Source organism: Paenalcaligenes sp. Me131 (assembly GCF_050487225.1).
Taxonomy (GTDB): domain Bacteria; phylum Pseudomonadota; class Gammaproteobacteria; order Burkholderiales; family Burkholderiaceae_B; genus Paenalcaligenes.
The window spans coordinates 528,377-544,596 of the sequence record NZ_JBKQGY010000002.1 but is presented as its reverse complement, the minus strand read 5'-3'; the positions used below and the strand labels follow the sequence as shown (position 1 = coordinate 544,596).

15 protein-coding genes are annotated in these 16,220 nt (G+C 50.9%); 3 read left to right on the top strand and 12 right to left on the bottom strand.

Annotated elements, in window-relative coordinates; all coding sequences use genetic code 11:
* The first annotated feature begins 2 nt into the window (after positions 1 to 2).
* Positions 3 to 704: an ABC transporter ATP-binding protein gene (locus ACLPHM_RS10655; protein WP_430221211.1), complete on the top strand. Its 702-nt coding sequence runs from the start codon at positions 3 to 5 to the stop codon at positions 702 to 704.
* A 227-nt stretch (positions 705 to 931) separates the two neighbouring features.
* On the opposite strand, the gene accC is transcribed toward ACLPHM_RS10655, so the two are convergent.
* From accC to ACLPHM_RS10635, 4 genes are all read right to left on the bottom strand, one after another.
* Positions 932 to 2,293, bottom strand: coding sequence for an acetyl-CoA carboxylase biotin carboxylase subunit (gene accC / locus ACLPHM_RS10650; protein WP_430221210.1), 1,362 nt, complete (start codon positions 2,291 to 2,293; stop codon positions 932 to 934).
* A 19-nt stretch (positions 2,294 to 2,312) separates the two neighbouring features.
* Positions 2,313 to 2,819, bottom strand: coding sequence for an acetyl-CoA carboxylase biotin carboxyl carrier protein (gene accB / locus ACLPHM_RS10645; protein WP_430221209.1), 507 nt, complete (start codon positions 2,817 to 2,819; stop codon positions 2,313 to 2,315).
* Complete coding sequence (locus ACLPHM_RS10640) at positions 2,819 to 4,345, bottom strand: pyruvate carboxylase subunit B (RefSeq protein ID WP_430221208.1); 1,527 nt, start codon at positions 4,343 to 4,345, stop codon at positions 2,819 to 2,821. Before ACLPHM_RS10640 ends, accB begins: the two co-directional genes overlap by 1 nt.
* 270 nt (positions 4,346 to 4,615) lie before the next feature.
* Positions 4,616 to 5,419 carry an IclR family transcriptional regulator domain-containing protein gene (locus tag ACLPHM_RS10635; protein WP_430221207.1) on the bottom strand — a complete coding sequence of 268 codons (804 nt, stop codon included), beginning with the start codon at positions 5,417 to 5,419 and terminating at the stop codon, positions 4,616 to 4,618.
* Positions 5,420 to 5,696: 277 nt separating this feature from the next.
* On the opposite strand from ACLPHM_RS10635, the gene ACLPHM_RS10630 reads away from it, so the two are divergent.
* Both ACLPHM_RS10630 and ACLPHM_RS10625 read left to right on the top strand, forming a co-directional pair.
* Positions 5,697 to 6,374, top strand: a complete 678-nt coding sequence (locus ACLPHM_RS10630; RefSeq protein WP_430221206.1) for a 3-oxoacid CoA-transferase subunit A — start codon at positions 5,697 to 5,699, stop codon at positions 6,372 to 6,374.
* On the top strand, positions 6,371 to 7,003 hold the full coding sequence (locus ACLPHM_RS10625) for a 3-oxoacid CoA-transferase subunit B (protein ID WP_430221205.1): 633 nt from the start codon (positions 6,371 to 6,373) through the stop codon (positions 7,001 to 7,003). Before ACLPHM_RS10630 ends, ACLPHM_RS10625 begins: the two co-directional genes overlap by 4 nt.
* A gap of 57 nt (positions 7,004 to 7,060) precedes the next feature.
* Here ACLPHM_RS10625 and lpdA read toward each other — a convergent pair whose 3' ends face one another.
* The 8 genes from lpdA to ACLPHM_RS10585 form a co-directional block, all read right to left on the bottom strand.
* Positions 7,061 to 8,470 carry a dihydrolipoyl dehydrogenase gene (lpdA, locus tag ACLPHM_RS10620; protein WP_430221204.1) on the bottom strand — a complete coding sequence of 470 codons (1,410 nt, stop codon included), beginning with the start codon at positions 8,468 to 8,470 and terminating at the stop codon, positions 7,061 to 7,063.
* A gap of 8 nt (positions 8,471 to 8,478) precedes the next feature.
* Entirely contained in the window at positions 8,479 to 9,717 is a 1,239-nt protein-coding gene (locus tag ACLPHM_RS10615) for a pyruvate dehydrogenase complex dihydrolipoamide acetyltransferase (RefSeq protein ID WP_430221203.1), read from the bottom strand.
* A 3-nt stretch (positions 9,718 to 9,720) separates the two neighbouring features.
* On the bottom strand, positions 9,721 to 10,206 hold the full coding sequence (locus ACLPHM_RS10610) for a VOC family protein (protein ID WP_430221202.1): 486 nt from the start codon (positions 10,204 to 10,206) through the stop codon (positions 9,721 to 9,723).
* A gap of 9 nt (positions 10,207 to 10,215) precedes the next feature.
* Positions 10,216 to 12,405: an alpha-ketoacid dehydrogenase subunit alpha/beta gene (locus tag ACLPHM_RS10605; RefSeq protein WP_430221201.1), complete on the bottom strand. Its 2,190-nt coding sequence runs from the start codon at positions 12,403 to 12,405 to the stop codon at positions 10,216 to 10,218.
* A 91-nt stretch (positions 12,406 to 12,496) separates the two neighbouring features.
* A complete protein-coding gene (locus tag ACLPHM_RS10600) occupies positions 12,497 to 13,219 on the bottom strand; it encodes an ABC transporter ATP-binding protein (protein ID WP_430221200.1) in 723 nt (240 codons plus the stop codon).
* Entirely contained in the window at positions 13,216 to 13,983 is a 768-nt protein-coding gene (locus tag ACLPHM_RS10595; RefSeq protein WP_135863296.1) for an ABC transporter ATP-binding protein, read from the bottom strand. Before ACLPHM_RS10595 ends, ACLPHM_RS10600 begins: the two co-directional genes overlap by 4 nt.
* 2 nt (positions 13,984 to 13,985) lie before the next feature.
* Positions 13,986 to 15,203 carry a branched-chain amino acid ABC transporter permease gene (locus ACLPHM_RS10590; RefSeq protein ID WP_430221199.1) on the bottom strand — a complete coding sequence of 406 codons (1,218 nt, stop codon included), beginning with the start codon at positions 15,201 to 15,203 and terminating at the stop codon, positions 13,986 to 13,988.
* Positions 15,204 to 15,207: 4 nt separating this feature from the next.
* Complete coding sequence (locus ACLPHM_RS10585) at positions 15,208 to 16,149, bottom strand: branched-chain amino acid ABC transporter permease (RefSeq protein WP_430221198.1); 942 nt, start codon at positions 16,147 to 16,149, stop codon at positions 15,208 to 15,210.
* Between the last annotated feature and the right edge of the window lie 71 nt (positions 16,150 to 16,220).

The following is a 16,220-nucleotide window of genomic DNA, read 5'->3' as shown; positions in this document are numbered from 1 at the left end:
TAATGCTGCAAGTAAACGATATACACACGTACTATGGCGAGAGTCACGCACTGCAAGGTGTGTCTATAGAGCTCAAGGCAGGAGAAACAGTATGTTTGTTAGGACGTAATGGAGCCGGGAAAAGTACCACCTTAAAAAGTATTGTGGGGTGGACGCCAGCACGTAGAGGGCAAATTTTGTTTAATGGTAAGGACATTACACGTCTAGCACCGTATCAGATTGCCCGTCAGGGTATAGGTTTAGTACCTGAAGATAGGCGCGTCTTTGCTAGCTTAACAGTTAAAGAAAACTTAGAGGTAGCACGTTATATACGACCAGGGGTACAGCCCAAATGGTCTGTAGAGCGTATTTTAGACGAGTACCCCATGCTGGCCGAATTGGCGAATCGTGATGCGGGTAATCTGTCGGGTGGTCAGCAGCAAATGCTAGCGGTGGCACGCTCATTAATGTGTGAACCAGAGCTATTGCTATTGGATGAGCCTAACGAGGGTTTGGCGCCAGTGATTGTGAAACAAATCGGTGCTCTTATTGATGCATTGCGTGATACTACGACGATTTTGTTTACTGACCAAAGCGTGCATTTTGCATTACAGCATGCAGAGCGTGCCTATATTCTAGAGAAAGGGCGTGTGGTACATAGTGCTACTAGCCAAGATTTAAAAGATGATGTAGAGACGCATCAGCGTTATTTATCAGTAGCTTAATAGTTTCTAGCGTTCTATTTAGAAGTCCCCTATTTAAAATAATAGGGGGCTTTTTTATGGCATGAGGGTTAAGCAGGTATGGATGTCTAACAAAAGCTATGTAGGGATTAGGGCCGCGGTGGCATATGCCAGAGTATTGCTGTTGTGGCGCATGGAGAGGGGTTGTGATGAATAGAAAAACGCCCAGCATTGCTGGGCGTTGTCGCGTGCAGCAGCAGAAGAAAGGGTTAGCTTTCTTTGTTTAGCATCGTTGCTGTTACAAAGGCAGTGTTGAATTCGCCTGATTGAAACTGCGGGTGACTAAGCAGTTCGCGGTGAAAGGAGGCTGTGGTGCAGACGCCTTCAATTTGCGTTTCATCCAAGGCTCGGATCATGCGGGCAATGGCCTCATCACGGTCTTTGCCCCAGCAAATTAATTTGCCTACCATGGAGTCGTAGAAAGGAGGGATGGTGTATCCAGTTTGGATGTGGCTATCCATCCTGACGCCAAATCCACCTGCAGGGCGGAAGTAGGTAATGGTGCCGGGGTTAGGCATGAAGTTCTTGGTGGGGTCTTCGGCGTTAATCCGGCACTCAATAGCGTGACCAGTGATTCGTATATCGTCTTGCGTTAGCTCTAGTGTGAAACCGCTAGCAATCTGCAATTGAGCCTTAATCAGGTCAATGCCCGTAATCATTTCGGTCACGGGGTGTTCTACCTGAATACGTGTGTTCATTTCAATAAAGTAGAACTTGCGCTCAACGTTATCAAACACGAACTCTACAGTGCCTGCGTTTCTGTAACCTACAGCATTACAAAGGTTGATTGCTGCGTTATAGAGATCGTTACGTAACTCGGTGCTCAGTACAGGTGAGGGGCCTTCTTCAATGAGTTTCTGGTTACGTCGTTGAGCAGTGCAATCGCGCTCACCTACGTGCAGCGTTTTCTCGTTGTCGGATAACACTTGTACTTCTATATGACGTATGTCGGTTAAGTAGCGCTCAATGTAGACAGAGGGATCACCAAAGGCGACTTCCGCTTCAGACATAATTTCTGTAAGGTCTTTGGCTAATGTGTCTTTGGATTTCACTACACGCATACCGCGGCCACCTCCGCCTGCTGCTGCTTTAATTAGCAGAGGAAAGCCTACTTGGGTAGCGACTGCTAAGGCTTCGTCAGCTTCAGAAATAGAGCCTTCAGAGCCAGGTATAGTGGGTACACCAGCTTTTTGGGCTAGCTGACGCGCTTCAATTTTGTTGCCCATCTGATGGATGATCTGGGCAGAGGGGCCAACAAAAATGATGTTTTGTTCTTCACATAGGCGAGCAAAGTCAGCATTTTCGGCCAGGAAACCATAACCAGGGTGAATGGCATCTACGCCATAGGACAGCGCTAGACTCACCAAGGCCTGTTGGTTTTGATAGCTCATGCGAGCTTGTGGCGGGCCTATGCATACAGCTTGATCAGCAAGTTGAACCGGTAGCGAGTCAGCATCGGCCTCGGAGTAAGCCAGTACACTGTTTATACCGAGTTCTTTGCAAGCACGAATAATGCGCAGAGCAATTTCACCTCGGTTAGCAATCAGTACACTGTTCAAAAGTTTAGGCATGAACCTCTCCGTGTGCTTATTATTTGAGCTTAATAACGATCAGAGCTTGGTTGTACTCAACGGGTTGTTCATTTTGAACCAGTATTTTGTGTACCACACCAGTGACGCCTGCTTCGATGTTATTCATCAATTTCATGACCTCAATAATGCACAGTACGGACTGAGCATTCACTTCGTCCCCTTCTTTAACGAATGCGGGGTCGCCTGGTTTAGGAGAGGCGTAGAACGTACCAACCATAGGTGCTCGAATGACAATTTCGTCTGCGGCAGGTTGGTAGTTTTTAGTGTTCGTGACGGGGGCTGTTACTGGAGCTGCGGGAGCAGCGACAACTGGGCTACTAACAGAGGCGGGCACTGGTGCGGCAGCAACGGGGGTAGGAGCGGTAGCCGAAGGGGCACTGTGTTGGTTTCTGGAAATAAATAATTCTAAGCCACCATACTTTAATGATAGCTCGCGAATGTCATCATTTAAGTTAACCCAGTTAATAATGGCTTTAGCTTCATTGAGGTCAATTTTTTGTGACATTAGTTGTCTCCTTTATCTATATTAATTTCTAAACCATTAGCTTTTAGTGTGATTCGACCCTGCTCCTTTTTAGAGGCTAGGTCTTTAATTAGCTCAAGAATTGGATAAGGCACATCTGTTTTTTCACCGTTCTCTATAGCACGTAGCATTTCGTCTACCTGTGTGCCAGCAAACATGGCACGTAGCAGTAGGTGATCGATGCTGTCATGTGGGTAGCGTTGACGTAATGAGGGCAACATTGGCGGTATAGATGAAGGTTTTTCAGCTATATCAGATGGGCCATTTTTGACAATTTTTTCAAGAACAGAGGGCTCTATAGGAGCGAGTAATTTGCCGTAATGGCCTAGTGCATATTTCTTGATTTCGTTAGGCACCACAGAGTATCTATCACCCGACATGACATTCATCGCGGCTTGTGTGCCTACGAACTGTGCAAAAGGGGTGATCATAATGGGGTAAGCGAGTTCGGCACGTACGCGTGCGATTTCATATAGCAGCTCATCAAAGCGATCAGCCAGCCCCACAGTTTCTAATTGTGATTTGAAGTTAGAGAGCATGCCGCCTGGTAGCTGGTGCATAAAATGCAGGCCGTTATAAGCTACGGGCTTACCTAAAGGTTTGTTCTCGGTTTCAGCGATCTCGGTAATAACGTCGCTGATTTGTTGGACCTTGTCCGTGTCTACATTAACTACATAGCCTAAAGCTTTAAGGTCACGGATGATATCTTGGGTGGCTGGCTGGCCGGCGCCGTTTGCCAATGGGGCAATAGAGGTGTGCAAGGCGTCGCAACCAAGCTCTACGGCTTCTAGGTAAACCAAAGGTGCTAAGCCCGTTAAGCAGTGGCTATGTAGCTCGAGCACGCGATCGCCAATAACGGCTTTAATGGCGGGTACTAATGTACGTATACGATCAGGGGTGAGTAAGCCGCCTGCATCTTTAAGCATAATGGCGTCTACGTCTGCTTTTTCAATGAGTTCCTTGGCTTTACGTACATAGAGCTCATCGGTGTGCACAGGGCTTTCGCAGAAGGATAAGGCGCCAAAGGTAGAGGCGCCCAGCTCTTTAGCCTTGCGTAAGCCTGCCGCAATATTGTCCATGTCGTTGAGGCCATCGAAAGAGCCAATCACTCTGAAACCGTTGGCGTACAGTCTTTCTACCCATGCCTCAATAACATCGTCAGCCAAAAAGTCGAAGGCGGCAATATTTTTAGAACGTATTAAGGCTCTGAATTTTGTATTGGGAGCATATTGGTGAGCTAACCGTACGCGTTCCCATGGGTCTTCTTTTAGATAGCGTACTGCAACGTCAAACTGAATAGGAGCGACTAAGTCCACCTGCTCACAGCCAGCTTCATCAAATAATGGCGCCATTCTTACAATGTGCTCAGTACGCATACGCGTAGCCCACAAGCTTTGATGAGCATCACGTAGCGTAGTGTCGATGATCTTGATTTCCCGTTGACTGTTAGCTGGACGGCCACCTTGACTCATGAGGGTCGTAATTGATGGCGTTTCTGCAGTTGGCATCTTGCTATCTCCTAAGTATGTAACTACCAAGAGATAGGTGTTAGCGTCTCTCTTGGATGTACTATTTTTATTGATCTAAAAGTGATTTTTATCACCTGTTTAAAGAATGGTGCACCAACATATTTTGTTTGTCAAGCGTATTCATGTTCGCATTTAGAACAAAAATAGAGATTTGAATGACGCGAAAATAGAGGGTTTGAGCCAGCGTAATACATAAAAAAGCGCCTTATGCTATGCAGCTAAGGCGCCTTTTTAAAATGTGTTTGGTGACTAGCGTTTTTTCAACAAGTTAGAAATCTTCTGGCTAGCCGCAAGCAGGGGAGGCAAGAAGGTTTCTTGCATTTCTGAAGCGGTCTTACGCTGTACGTTACCACTAATATTAATAGCAGCAATGGTGCGCCCTTGGCGATCTACGATGGGGGCTGCGATAGACATTAGGCCATCCTCTAGCTCTTGGTCGACTAAGGCCCAGCCCTGTTTACGTACATTACGAATCTCGGTTAGTAAGCTGCCGGGAGTGATTAGTGTGCGTGGGGTGTGCTGCACGAAGTCGGTTTGTTCCAATAGCATTAAGATCTGATCATCCGTCAGTCCAGAGAGCAGTACACGTCCTAATGACGTCCAAAACGCTGGTAAACGACTGCCTATGGAAAGGCTGACTGTCATGATCTTACGGGTAGGGACCCTTACTACATATACGATCTCGTTACCGTCCAACACGGCGGCAGACGAGCTTTCATGCACAGTAGAAACCAATGCTTCTATAACGGGTTCTGCCAAGTTCCAGAAGGGCATGGAACTGAGATAGCTAAAGCCTAGATCCAAAATTTTAGGGGTAAGCCGGAACTGTCGGCCTTCAGCTTGCACGTAACCTAAGGCGATAAGCGTGAGCAGAATACGGCGTGCACCAGCCCTTGTTAAGCCAGCTGCTGCGGCGACTTCACTGAGTGTTTGCTCAGGGTTATCTGCATTAAACGTGCGGATAACGGTTAGTCCTCGTGCAAAGGACTGAACAAAGCCATCACCGGGTCGGCTGGTGGGTTGATCGTTGGGTTTTTGGTCTATATCTGTCAAGGCGTTAGGTTGAATCTTGAAAGTGCAGAAAAGGCTGTGATTATAGCAGAGCCCCAAATTTGTCCCTTTTGTGACGTGAGTAATAAGCGGAATTTTATATACGTATTTTCCCTAAATCTGAAACGAGGTATAGCAGTCTCTTGACATTAGTAATTGCCACACCTAATATCAAACAAATGTTCGCATAACGAAATATAGTTCATAAATAATGATACAGAACAGGGTGGAGATATGTGTGGGCATTCGCATTTGAGAGACTTACTCGTTCCAGGAATTTATGATTAATAAAATCTATCCATCAGCTGCTGAGGCTGTGTCTGTGATTCATGATGGCGCCACTATCATGATTGGGGGGTTTGGCTTAGCAGGTATGCCTGCGGAGCTAATTGATGCTGTGATTGCTACTGGGGTAAAAAACCTAACAATCATCAATAACAATGCAGGTAATGGTGACACCGGTTTAGCTGCATTGCTCAAGGCAAGGCAGGTCAGCAAGATTATCTGTTCCTTTCCTAGACAAGCAGATTCCCATGTTTTTGATGAGCTTTATCACGCAGGATTGATTGAGCTTGAGTTGGTGCCACAAGGCACCTTGGCTGAGCGTATCCGTGCAGGTGGGGCAGGTTTAGGTGGCTTTTATACGCCAACAGCGTATGGCACCTTGTTGGCAGAGGGCAAAGAGACGCGCGTGATTAATGACAAGGGTTATGTGTTTGAAGAAGCGCTTACAGCTGATTTTGCATTGATCAAAGCGCATAAGGCGGACCGTTGGGGAAACCTTATCTACAGTAAAACGGCCAGAAATTTTGGGCCGGTTATGGCCTCTGCGGCGAAGACTGCCATTGTGCAAGTGGATCAGGTGGTAGAGCTAGGTGAGTTAGATCCAGAGCAGGTGGTCACCCCCAGCTTATTTGTTCAGCGCGTAGTCGCATTAGGTAAAGGGGAAAGACAGTGAAACGACTATCACGACAAGAAATTGCAGTACGTGTTGCTCAAGATATTCCCGCCGGTGCGATTGTGAATTTAGGCATAGGCATGCCCACCATGGTGACGGAGTATTTAAACCCTGATAAAGAAATTATTCTACATAGTGAGAATGGCGTATTAGGAATGGGGCCTGCACCAGCAGCGGGGGAAGAAGATGAGGATCTGATTAATGCTGGTAAGCAGTATGTGACGCTGCGCAAAGGCGGGGCTTACTTTAATCATGCAGATTCGTTTGCCATGATTAGGGGGGGGCATATAGATTTTTGCATTCTAGGTGCATTTCAAGTCTCAGCCACGGGAGACCTGGCAAATTGGCATACCAATCAGCCTAATGCTATACCAGCAGTGGGTGGTGCTATGGATTTATCGGTAGGGGCTAAGCAGGTCTATGTAATGATGGAGCTGTTTACCAGAGAGGGGGAGTGTAAGCTGGTGGAGCAATGTACTTACCCTGTGACCGGATTGCGGTGCGTAGACCGTGTGTATACGGATATAGCGGTGTTTGACATCACAGCTACAGGTGGTTTTAGTGTACGTGAAATTTATGCTGATATTACTAAAGAGACGCTGCAAGAGATGTGCGGCGTACCGTTGTAAATCAGAAAAAAGCATACCACCAGAACTGCTTTGAGTGTTCTGGCGGTATGGTTTTGGTTAGTAATGCAACGCGCGTTGGTAAGCGTCTAGCACCGCTTCATGCATAGACTCCGATAGCGTGGGGTGAGCAAACACGGTTTGCATCAACTCTGCTTCGGTGGTTTCTAACTGCATCGCAACGCCGTAGCCTTGGATGAGTTCGGTGACTTCATCACCCACCATGTGGGCACCCAATAACTCACCGCTTTGCTCATCAAAAATGACTTTCACGAAACCGTCGGGGGTTCCCATCGCCAAGGCTTTACCGTTGGCGGCTAATGGGAATTTACCGATGCGTAGCGCGCGGCCAGTGGCGTTGGCTTGTTCTTCGGTTAGGCCCACGTGAGCCACTTGTGGGTGACTGTAAATGCAAGCAGGAATACGTTCAGCACACAGAGGGTGTGGATTCAGACCAGCAATATGCTCCACACAAATAACGGCTTCGTGCGAGGCTTTGTGTGCCAACCACGGTGCACCGGCTACGTCACCAATGGCGTAGATATGTGGGTGTCCTGTGGCACTGAAATCTTGCGTCATGATGTGGGTGTTTTCCACTTTTACAGCGTAGTTTTCTAGGCCCAAGTTTTCGGTGTTGCCCACAATGCCTGCGGCAACTAACACTACATCGGCTTGCAGGGTTTTGGCACCGATAGAGCCTTCTAACTGTAGTGTCCAACCTTGGCCTTGTTTCTTGGCTTCTTGAATACGGCAGCCCAAGTGCAGGTGTATGCCGTCACGCTGTAAGGCTTTGGCTACATGCTGGGAGACTTCGCCATCTTCAGAGGCCAAAATCTTATCGCCCATTTCTACTACGTGTACGTCGGCACCCAACGCGCGGTAGAAACTTGCAAACTCAATACCGATCACGCCCGCGCCAATAATGGTGAGCGATTTAGGTACGGCAGTAGGCACTAACGCTTCTTTGTAGCTCCACACCGATTGCCCATCTACGGGGAACATAGGTAGGGTACGGGCACGAGCGCCAGTAGCGAGGATGAGATCTTTGGTGTGCAGCGCTTGGGTGCTACCGTCGGCTTGCTCTACCACGATGTTGAGCCCTGACGCAGCAGGGCTGCCCAGCTTGCCGTGCCCGTTAAAGACTTGCACGCCGTTTTTCTGCATCAGGTGTTTTACACCACGTTGCAGTTGAGAGGACACGCCACGTGAGCGCTGCACGATGGCAGCTAAGTCCACCGTGGGTTCGGCGCATTGGATCCCAAAGCTGGCAGAGTCACGGATCAGACGCAACACATCGGCAGAGCGCAGCAAGGCTTTGGTGGGGATGCATCCCCAGTTCAAGCAGATGCCGCCTAGATGCTCTTTTTCCACCAACGCAGTGCGCAAGCCCAGTTGTGCTGCACGGATGGCAGCAACGTAACCACCAGGCCCACCACCAATGATGGTGACGTCAAAAGTTGAGGTAGTCATGGCAGGCCTTAAATCAGAATGGAAAGCGGTGCTTCTAGTGTTTCTTTGAAGCGGGCTAACCAACGTGCCGCCAAGGCACCATCAATCGCGCGGTGGTCTACCGACAGTGTCATGCTTAGCATTTGTGCAATGACCATGTCATCACCCTCGGCAATCACGCGGCGCTCTGCAGCACCTACTGCCAGAATGGCGGCTTGTGGTGGGTTGATGATGGCAGCAAAGTTTTGCACACCGTACATGCCCAAGTTGCTGATGGTGAAGCTGCCGCCTTGGTATTCGTGAGGCTGCAACTTACCGTCGCGTGCGCGTTCTGCCAGTTGACGTACGTTTTGGCTTAGGGCGGACAACGACAGATTGTTGGCGTTACGTACCACTGGGGTAATCAAGCCAGAGTCTGTGGACACAGCCACTGAGATATCCACATCGTGATACTGCAGTAACGCCTCGTCTGTCCAACTGACGTTCATCTCTGGCATGGCTTGCAAGGTGACGGCGACAGCTTTGACGATCAGGTCATTGACCGAGACTTTTTGGCTAGCAGTTTGGTTGATTTGCGCACGTAGTGCCAACAGGGCATCCACACGGCATTCTGCTTGCAAGTAGAAGTGCGGTACTGTGGATTTGCTTTCTGTTAGGCGTCTAGCGATAGTACGGCGCATTGCGCTGTGCGGTTGCGCGGTGTAAGCGGCATTGCCGGCGGCGGTCGGTGCAGCAGTTGCTGCGCTAGCCACTGCAGGTGCAGGTTGAGCTTGCGCTTTCAGTACATCTTTTTTAATGATGCGACCATGTGGGCCACTGCCGTTGATAGTGGCCAAATTCAGGCCAGCTTCCAGCGCCAGTCGGCGAGCCAAGGGGCTAGCAAAGATGCGACCCGTAGGGGCTACAGCAGCGACGGGTGCAGGTGTAGCAGCGGTTGTGGTGGTAGCGGTAGGCTCGACCACAGCGGGTGCAGCCGTGGCCGCTTGTGGAATGTCTGCCAATGCGGCTTGCAGTTCAGCATCGCCTTCACCAGCAGCCAAGATAACGGCGATGGGTGCGCCCACTTCTGCAGACTGACCAGCAGGCACCAAAATACGTGCCAAGGTGCCCGAGGCTTCGGACGCGACTTCAACAACCGCTTTGTCGGTTTCTACTTCCAGAAGCTCGTCATTCAGGTTGACGGCTTCACCTTCTTTTTTCAACCAACTCAAGATTTGAGCGGCGTCATTGCCGGCAGCAACGCCGGGCATGGTTATAAGGGTAGCCATGGCTTAATTCCTGTTTTCCAAATCATTACGGTAGGCGTGCAGGTCAGCGTAAGTGACCAATTCCAATACGTTGCCTTCAGGGTCTTTGCAGAAGGCAAGGTAGACGCCATCGCGTACTTCGACGCGACGATCGCCTGTTAAGAATTGCGCGCCTGCCTGTTGTAAGCGCTGTATCGCAGCATCAATATCTGCCACGATAAAGGTGAGGTAGAAGCTGCCCGCACGGTCCAACAAAAAGGGTAGGTCGGTCTCTGCATCCAAGGGGGCGGCATCAGGTTGTAGTAACTTGATGCGTTCGCCGTTGGTGGTTTGCAGTCGCACGACGCTGTAGCCATGGGCTGACATGGCAGCGTGCATGGCTTTGTCAGCAGGCACGTGAATGAGGCTCTTAGCCGTGCAACCCAGCCCTTCTTCGTAGAAGCGTTGCAGGGCAGGAAGGTCGCGGCAGCAAATACCTACTTCCAAAGGGGAGACCATCGTAGTGCTCATGTGATGCTCCTAGTTCAGGCCTTGACCTTGTTGTACGCGTTGCAAGCCTTCAACTACTTCTTCAGTACGGGCGTGGGCAGCACGTTCCAGCACTTTGGAAATACTTGGGGAGGCTTCGCCACCGGTGACACGTTGAATAGGCTGATCCAACCAGTCGAAGTAACGGCGTTGAATTTCATCGGCCAACCAGCCACCGTAGGAGGTGCCTCTAGCACCTTGTTCTACGATCAACACGTTGTTCGTTTTGCGGATACTTTCACCGATAGTGTCCCAATCCAAGCTAGCTTGATCCAGCCAACGCAAATCGATCACTTCAGCATCAACGCCCGTTTGCTCTACGGCTTCCAAGCTGTGCTGAACCATGGACAAGTAGGTCAGGATGGTGAGGGCTTTACCTTCACGACGTACGGCGGCTTTACCTACTGGCAAGCAGTAATCCAAGTCGTCAGTGGGGGCCAAACCGCTGGAGGCGTACAGGTCAATGTGTTCGATCACCAGAACGGGGTCGTTCAGTTTCAGCGCCGTGTTCATCAGGCCTACGTAGTCGAAAGGCGTAGATGGAGCCACAATGCGCCAACCTGGGCTAGTCGCAAAAATACCTGCTGGGTCCATAGAGTGTTGCGAACCATAGCCGCTGCCCATTGCCACTTTGCTGCGCAGTACCAGTGGCACATTGATGTCGCCACCAAACATGTGACGCACTTTGCCAATCTGGTTGAAGATTTGGTCAGCGGCTACCCACATGAAGTCGGGGTACATGAATTCCACTACAGGTCTGTAGCGGCCATCCATCGCCAGACCACCACCCAAACCAGCGAAAGCGTTTTCGCTAATAGGTGTGCCCAAAACGCGATCAGGGAAACGATCAGACAAACCACGAGTTGCACCGTTAGTACCGCCTTTCAGACGGTGTACGTCTTCACCCATGATGACCACGCCGGGGTCAGTTTCCATGCGTCGGCCCATCACATCAGCAACCACGTCGATGAATTTGCGATTCTCTAGGGAGGAGGTGAAGTTGTCTTGCTCTACCGTTGCGACGCCATTCATTTCGCTCAGGTCGCCACGCAACCCTACGTCACGGAAGTGTGGAGCAGGCCACAGTTCAGGACGAATACGACGTTTGCCTGCTTTGCCATCAGGGTCAGCTTCTACCAGCGCGTCAGCCGCATTTTTCATGGCTTGCTGAATGCGGTTTTGCAATTGCTCAATGTCGTCAGCCGTGATCAGACCCAATTCCACCATTTTGGTGTTCATCAGCGCCACTGGATCACGTTCGCGCCATTGCTGTTCTTCTTCTTTGCTGCGGTAACCAAAGGCGCTACCGGCAAAGCCACCGTTCTGGTGGTAGAAGCGGTATAGGTCAGCCTCAATAATGGTTGGGCCACGGCCTGTACGCATGTGCTCCAGCGCTTGTTCCATCGCCAAGTGCACGGCCAGTGGGTTCATGCCATCTACTTTCCAGCTAGGAATGTTGAAGGCTTGACCACGCGCAGACAGACGAGGCTCAGCAGTAGCTTCTTCTACGGATGTGGATACAGCGTAGCGGTTGTTTTCAATGAAGAAGCATAGTGGCAGTTTCCATGCCGCAGCCAAGTTCATGGTTTCTAGCGCAGAACCAATGTTCACTGCACCGTCACCAAAGTAGGTGATGGCTACATCGCTAGTACCCGCGTGTTTGTGCGCCCATGCAGCACCAGCTGCCAACGGAATACCACCGCCCACAATCGCATTCGTACCCAGCACACCCGCATCGTCCCAGCGCAAGTGCATGGAACCGCCACGGCCTTGGCAAAAACCTTGCGACAAGCCCAGGATTTCCGCCAATGTGCGTTGCAACAGGGCGGTGGTGTTAGCGCCCAGCTCGGCGGTAGGAGACATGCCGTTAGGGTGGATGTGCGCCAGTGCTTTACTCAAGAATTGGTGGTGACCACGGTGTGAGCCGTTGATTTGGTCAGTCGTGCGCAGGAACGCTAGCGAACCTGCTGCACCACCTTCCTGACCCACGCTGGAGTGTGCAGGGCCGTGTACCAAGCCTTCCATGGCAAGGCCAACGACGGTTTCTTCAAAAGCACGAATCAGGTGTACATGCGTGAGCAGCGTACCCAGTACCGCTGGGTCTGCGTTTTTCCAATCACTGTCGGTAATCTGGAATTCAACCCAGGGAGCCTGGGATTGCAAAGGGGTAATGTCTGGCATAGTGAAACTCACATGGGAAAATTAGGTTCAGAACTAGCGTCCAGCACAGGCTGGGAAGTGAATGCGTTACAACGGGTGGTCTGTAGATCGCTCATACGGCCAACCAGTTTTTCAAGAGCTGGGCATCGCCTAGCAAAGCGTCTGGTGTGCCACGGAACACCACGGTGCCGTGACCCAATACGCAGACGCTGGAAGAAATCTTCATGGCAATGGTGAGCTTTTGCTCTACCAAAATAATGGAGACGCCACGTTTATTAATGTCGGCAAGCGCTTCGCCCACCACTTCTACAATCTTGGGGGCTAAACCTTCGGTGGGTTCATCCACCAAGATCAGGCGAGGGTTACCCAACAACGATCTACAAATGGTGAGCATTTGCTGTTCACCACCAGACAAGTTGCCGGCCAGTGTGTTGCGGCGCTCTTTAAGGCGAGGAAAGTAGTCAAACATTTGCTCTACATTCCACACCGGTGCGTTGGCGCGCTTGGGCTGCATGCCCATTAGCAAGTTTTCGTCTACGGTGAGGTTGGCAAAAATGTCGCGTTCCTCGGGTACATAAGCGATACCTGCACGGGCGATTTGGTAGGCGGGTTTGCCTGCCAATTCTTGGCCATCCAACACCACGTTGCCAGAGGTGGGCGTCAACATGCCCATGATGGCTTTGAGTGTGGTGGAACGACCTGTACCATTACGACCTAGTAGGCTAAGCACCTCACCTTGTTGCACTTCAAAGCTCACGCCATGAAGGATGTGGCTTTTGCCGTAGTGGGCGTGCAAGTCTTGCACACGCAATAGAGGGGATTGGGCTGTACTCATGCCTGTACCTCCGTACCCAGATAGGCTTCTTGTACGAGTTTGTTGTTGCGGATTTCTTCGGGTGTGCCAGTGGCAATAATTTGCCCGTACACCAGCACACTGATGCGGTCGCTCAACGAGAACACCACATCCATGTCGTGTTCAACGATCATGAGGCTACGACCTTGGCTAAGCTCTTTAATGAGGCCTGTGGTGTAGTCAGTTTCCTCGCGGGACATACCGGCCATAGGCTCATCCAACAGCAGCACGCTAGGGTCAGAGGTTAGGGCAATACCGATTTCCAACGAACGCTGTTCGGAATAGCTCAGCTCGCCAGCCAGTGTGTCGCGGTGGGCACTTAAGCGCACGTTTTCAAGCAGTACATCGACTTCAGCAGTTACCGCTTTAGCACGTGAGGCTGGACGCCAGAAGTTGTAGTCCAGCTTGTGACGACGCATCACACCTAAGCGCAGGTTTTCAAATACGCTGAGGCCAGGAAACACGTTAGTGATCTGAAAAGAGCGCGCTAACCCTAGGCGGTTAATACGTTGTGGGTCCATGCCCTGAATAGGACGCGAATCCAACTGTATGGTGCCGCTACTTGGGCGCAACAGCCCTGAGATCAGGTGAAACAGTGTGGATTTACCGGCACCGTTAGGACCAATAATCGCGTGGCGTTCGCCTTTTTCCAGCGTCAGGTTAACGCCGCGCATGATGTGTGACTCACCAAAGGATTTATGCAAATCCTTGATCGTCAGAATAGGGGAATGAGCAGTAGACGTCATGGCTATTGTTCCTCGTTCATGGCTTGCCATTTACGTGTCATGGTCGTAGTGATGATGACGCCAAGGATGACCAGCAATATAGGCCATACCCATGTCATGACGGCATTAGGTACCCACGCTTGTCCAAACAACTGGATAGCAGGCCAATCCATATTGGCTGCGACGTGGTAGTCGGGGCTGAGAATGCGGCCTAGTAGCTCAACGATGAGCACAATACCGGCTCCACCCGCCACTACACCCAGCGTCCACACCAGTAGCGCACCGATGAGTACGAGCACGTTGTGACGCAGGCTGCTGCGTTGCCACCATTGCAGAATGCTGAATAAACCCGCAGGCAAGAACATCATGACCAGAACGAAGATAATGCCTTGGTACAGCAACCATGAGCGAGTCAGGTCAGACACGGCATAACCGAAGAAGCTCATGACGGCAGCGCCTAGGGCTGGGCCAAAGAAACTGGCAATACCACCGATGTACGAGAACAGCACGGCTTGGGTAGACAGTGTCATGTCGAACAGCACGTAGTTGGCTGCTTCGTTGTGCATGGCTTGCAAACCACCGGCCAGACCTGCAAAGGTGGCAGAGATAGTGAATACCATCACACGCAGACGGTGCACGTTGTAGCCCAAGAAGCGCAAGCGATTGGTGTTTTCGCGCAAGCCGTTACACAAGCGACCCAATGGTGTGCGAGTGAAGTAGAACAGCAGAGTGATAGCAATCAGCGCCCAGACCAACGTCAGGTAATACACCTCGGTAGACGTACCGAAGTCAAAGCCCCACGCAGGCATACGCATGGCAGAGATACCGCCTTCGCCACCAAACACCCCTTTAAGGTGTGGTGCCAGAGCGTGCAACAGTTCAGCCAAGGCTAGTGTGATCATAGAGAAATACACACCGCTACGTTGGGTAGAGAACCAACCTGCTACAACACCCAGTAAACAGCCGGCCAATGCGCCCAGTAATGGCAGCAAAGGCGTAGGCAACAAGCCCATACCGTCTACCGCATTCATGGCGTGAATGGTGGCGAAGGTACCGATAGCGAAGTAGGCCGCGTGACCAAATGACAGCATGCCGCCTTGGCCTGCCAACACGTTAAAGGCCGTCGCAAACAAGACTGCGATCAGCATCTGGATAGCAGCATTTAGCAGGGCAGGAGTTAGGTAAGAAGGTGCTAGCGCAAGCGCGACAATCAGCACTACAAACAGAAAAACGCGTTTCACCGTATTACTCCCTATTTCCCATCAGACCCGACGGACGGATCAATAACACCAGTAGCATGAGCAAGAAGGGAATCGTGGCTGCCATGGAAGAAACTTTCAGTGTGAGTAGGCCACCGGTAGCGCGAGCCCATTCACCCAGACCAACTAGGTTGAACAGGTCGGCGAGGCTCCAATCTATGCCTACGGCAAAGGACGACACCAAACCGATGATGAGGGAGGACAGCATAGCGCCGCCCAGAGAACCCAACCCCCCTACAACTACCACCACAAACACCAGTACGCCTAGTTCTAGTGCCATGTTGGGGTTGGTGGTGTAGAACGCACCAGCCACAGCACCAGCCAGACCGGCCAAACCAGCACCCACGGCGAATACGCCCATGAACACCATAGGCACGTTGTGGCCCAAAGCCTCGCCCATGCGTGGTTTGTAGATGGCGGAACGCACCACAATCCCAACGCGGGTGCGGGTTAACAGCAGGTAGATCAGGGCAAACATCAGCAAGGATGTGGCACCGATCAGCAAGCGGTAGAAGGGGTAGTTCGTACCGAAAATGCTGAACGCCGAGAAGTTCAACGCTTCGGGTACGCGGTAATCCACAGGGTAGTTACCGTAAAACAGTTTGATGACTTCGGTGATGATGAAAGACACACCAAAAGTCAGTAGTAACTGATGACCATGCCCGTATTGGTGTACGCGGCGCAACATGTAGCGCTCAACAAAAGCACCGATCAGCCCAACCAAAATGGGGGCAATGACGATTGCAGGCCAGTAGCCTATGTATTTCTGCAAGGTGTAGGCCAAGTAGGCACCAACCATGTAGAAAGAGGTATGGGCGAAGTTCAGAACGCCCATCATGCCGAAAATGAGGGTCAGGCCGGCGGAGACCATGAACAATAGCAATCCGTAGATGCTACCGTTCAGCAGGGACACAACAAAAAACTCCATGCGTATGCCTTTTTTGCCTAGGTTATATGTATAGGCTCTGCCAAGCGCAATAGGTAGAGCTATCAGGGGCT

Excerpts from the sequence above, each read along its gene's own strand:
- ACLPHM_RS10600 (WP_430221200.1), bottom strand. The coding sequence starts at position 13,219 with ATGAGTACAGCCCAATCCCCTCTATTGCGTGTGCAAGACTTGCACGCC.
- ACLPHM_RS10630 (WP_430221206.1), top strand. The coding sequence starts at position 5,697 with ATGATTAATAAAATCTATCCATCAGCTGCTGAGGCTGTGTCTGTGATT.
- accB (WP_430221209.1), bottom strand. The coding sequence starts at position 2,819 with ATGTCACAAAAAATTGACCTCAATGAAGCTAAAGCCATTATTAACTGG.
- ACLPHM_RS10640 (WP_430221208.1), bottom strand. The coding sequence starts at position 4,345 with ATGCCAACTGCAGAAACGCCATCAATTACGACCCTCATGAGTCAAGGT.
- lpdA (WP_430221204.1), bottom strand. The coding sequence starts at position 8,470 with ATGACTACCTCAACTTTTGACGTCACCATCATTGGTGGTGGGCCTGGT.
- ACLPHM_RS10595 (WP_135863296.1), bottom strand. The coding sequence starts at position 13,983 with ATGACGTCTACTGCTCATTCCCCTATTCTGACGATCAAGGATTTGCAT.
- ACLPHM_RS10615 (WP_430221203.1), bottom strand. The coding sequence starts at position 9,717 with ATGGCTACCCTTATAACCATGCCCGGCGTTGCTGCCGGCAATGACGCC.
- ACLPHM_RS10655 (WP_430221211.1), top strand. The coding sequence starts at position 3 with ATGCTGCAAGTAAACGATATACACACGTACTATGGCGAGAGTCACGCA.
- accC (WP_430221210.1), bottom strand. The coding sequence starts at position 2,293 with ATGCCTAAACTTTTGAACAGTGTACTGATTGCTAACCGAGGTGAAATT.
- ACLPHM_RS10585 (WP_430221198.1), bottom strand. The coding sequence starts at position 16,149 with ATGGAGTTTTTTGTTGTGTCCCTGCTGAACGGTAGCATCTACGGATTG.
- ACLPHM_RS10610 (WP_430221202.1), bottom strand. The coding sequence starts at position 10,206 with ATGAGCACTACGATGGTCTCCCCTTTGGAAGTAGGTATTTGCTGCCGC.
- ACLPHM_RS10605 (WP_430221201.1), bottom strand. The coding sequence starts at position 12,405 with ATGCCAGACATTACCCCTTTGCAATCCCAGGCTCCCTGGGTTGAATTC.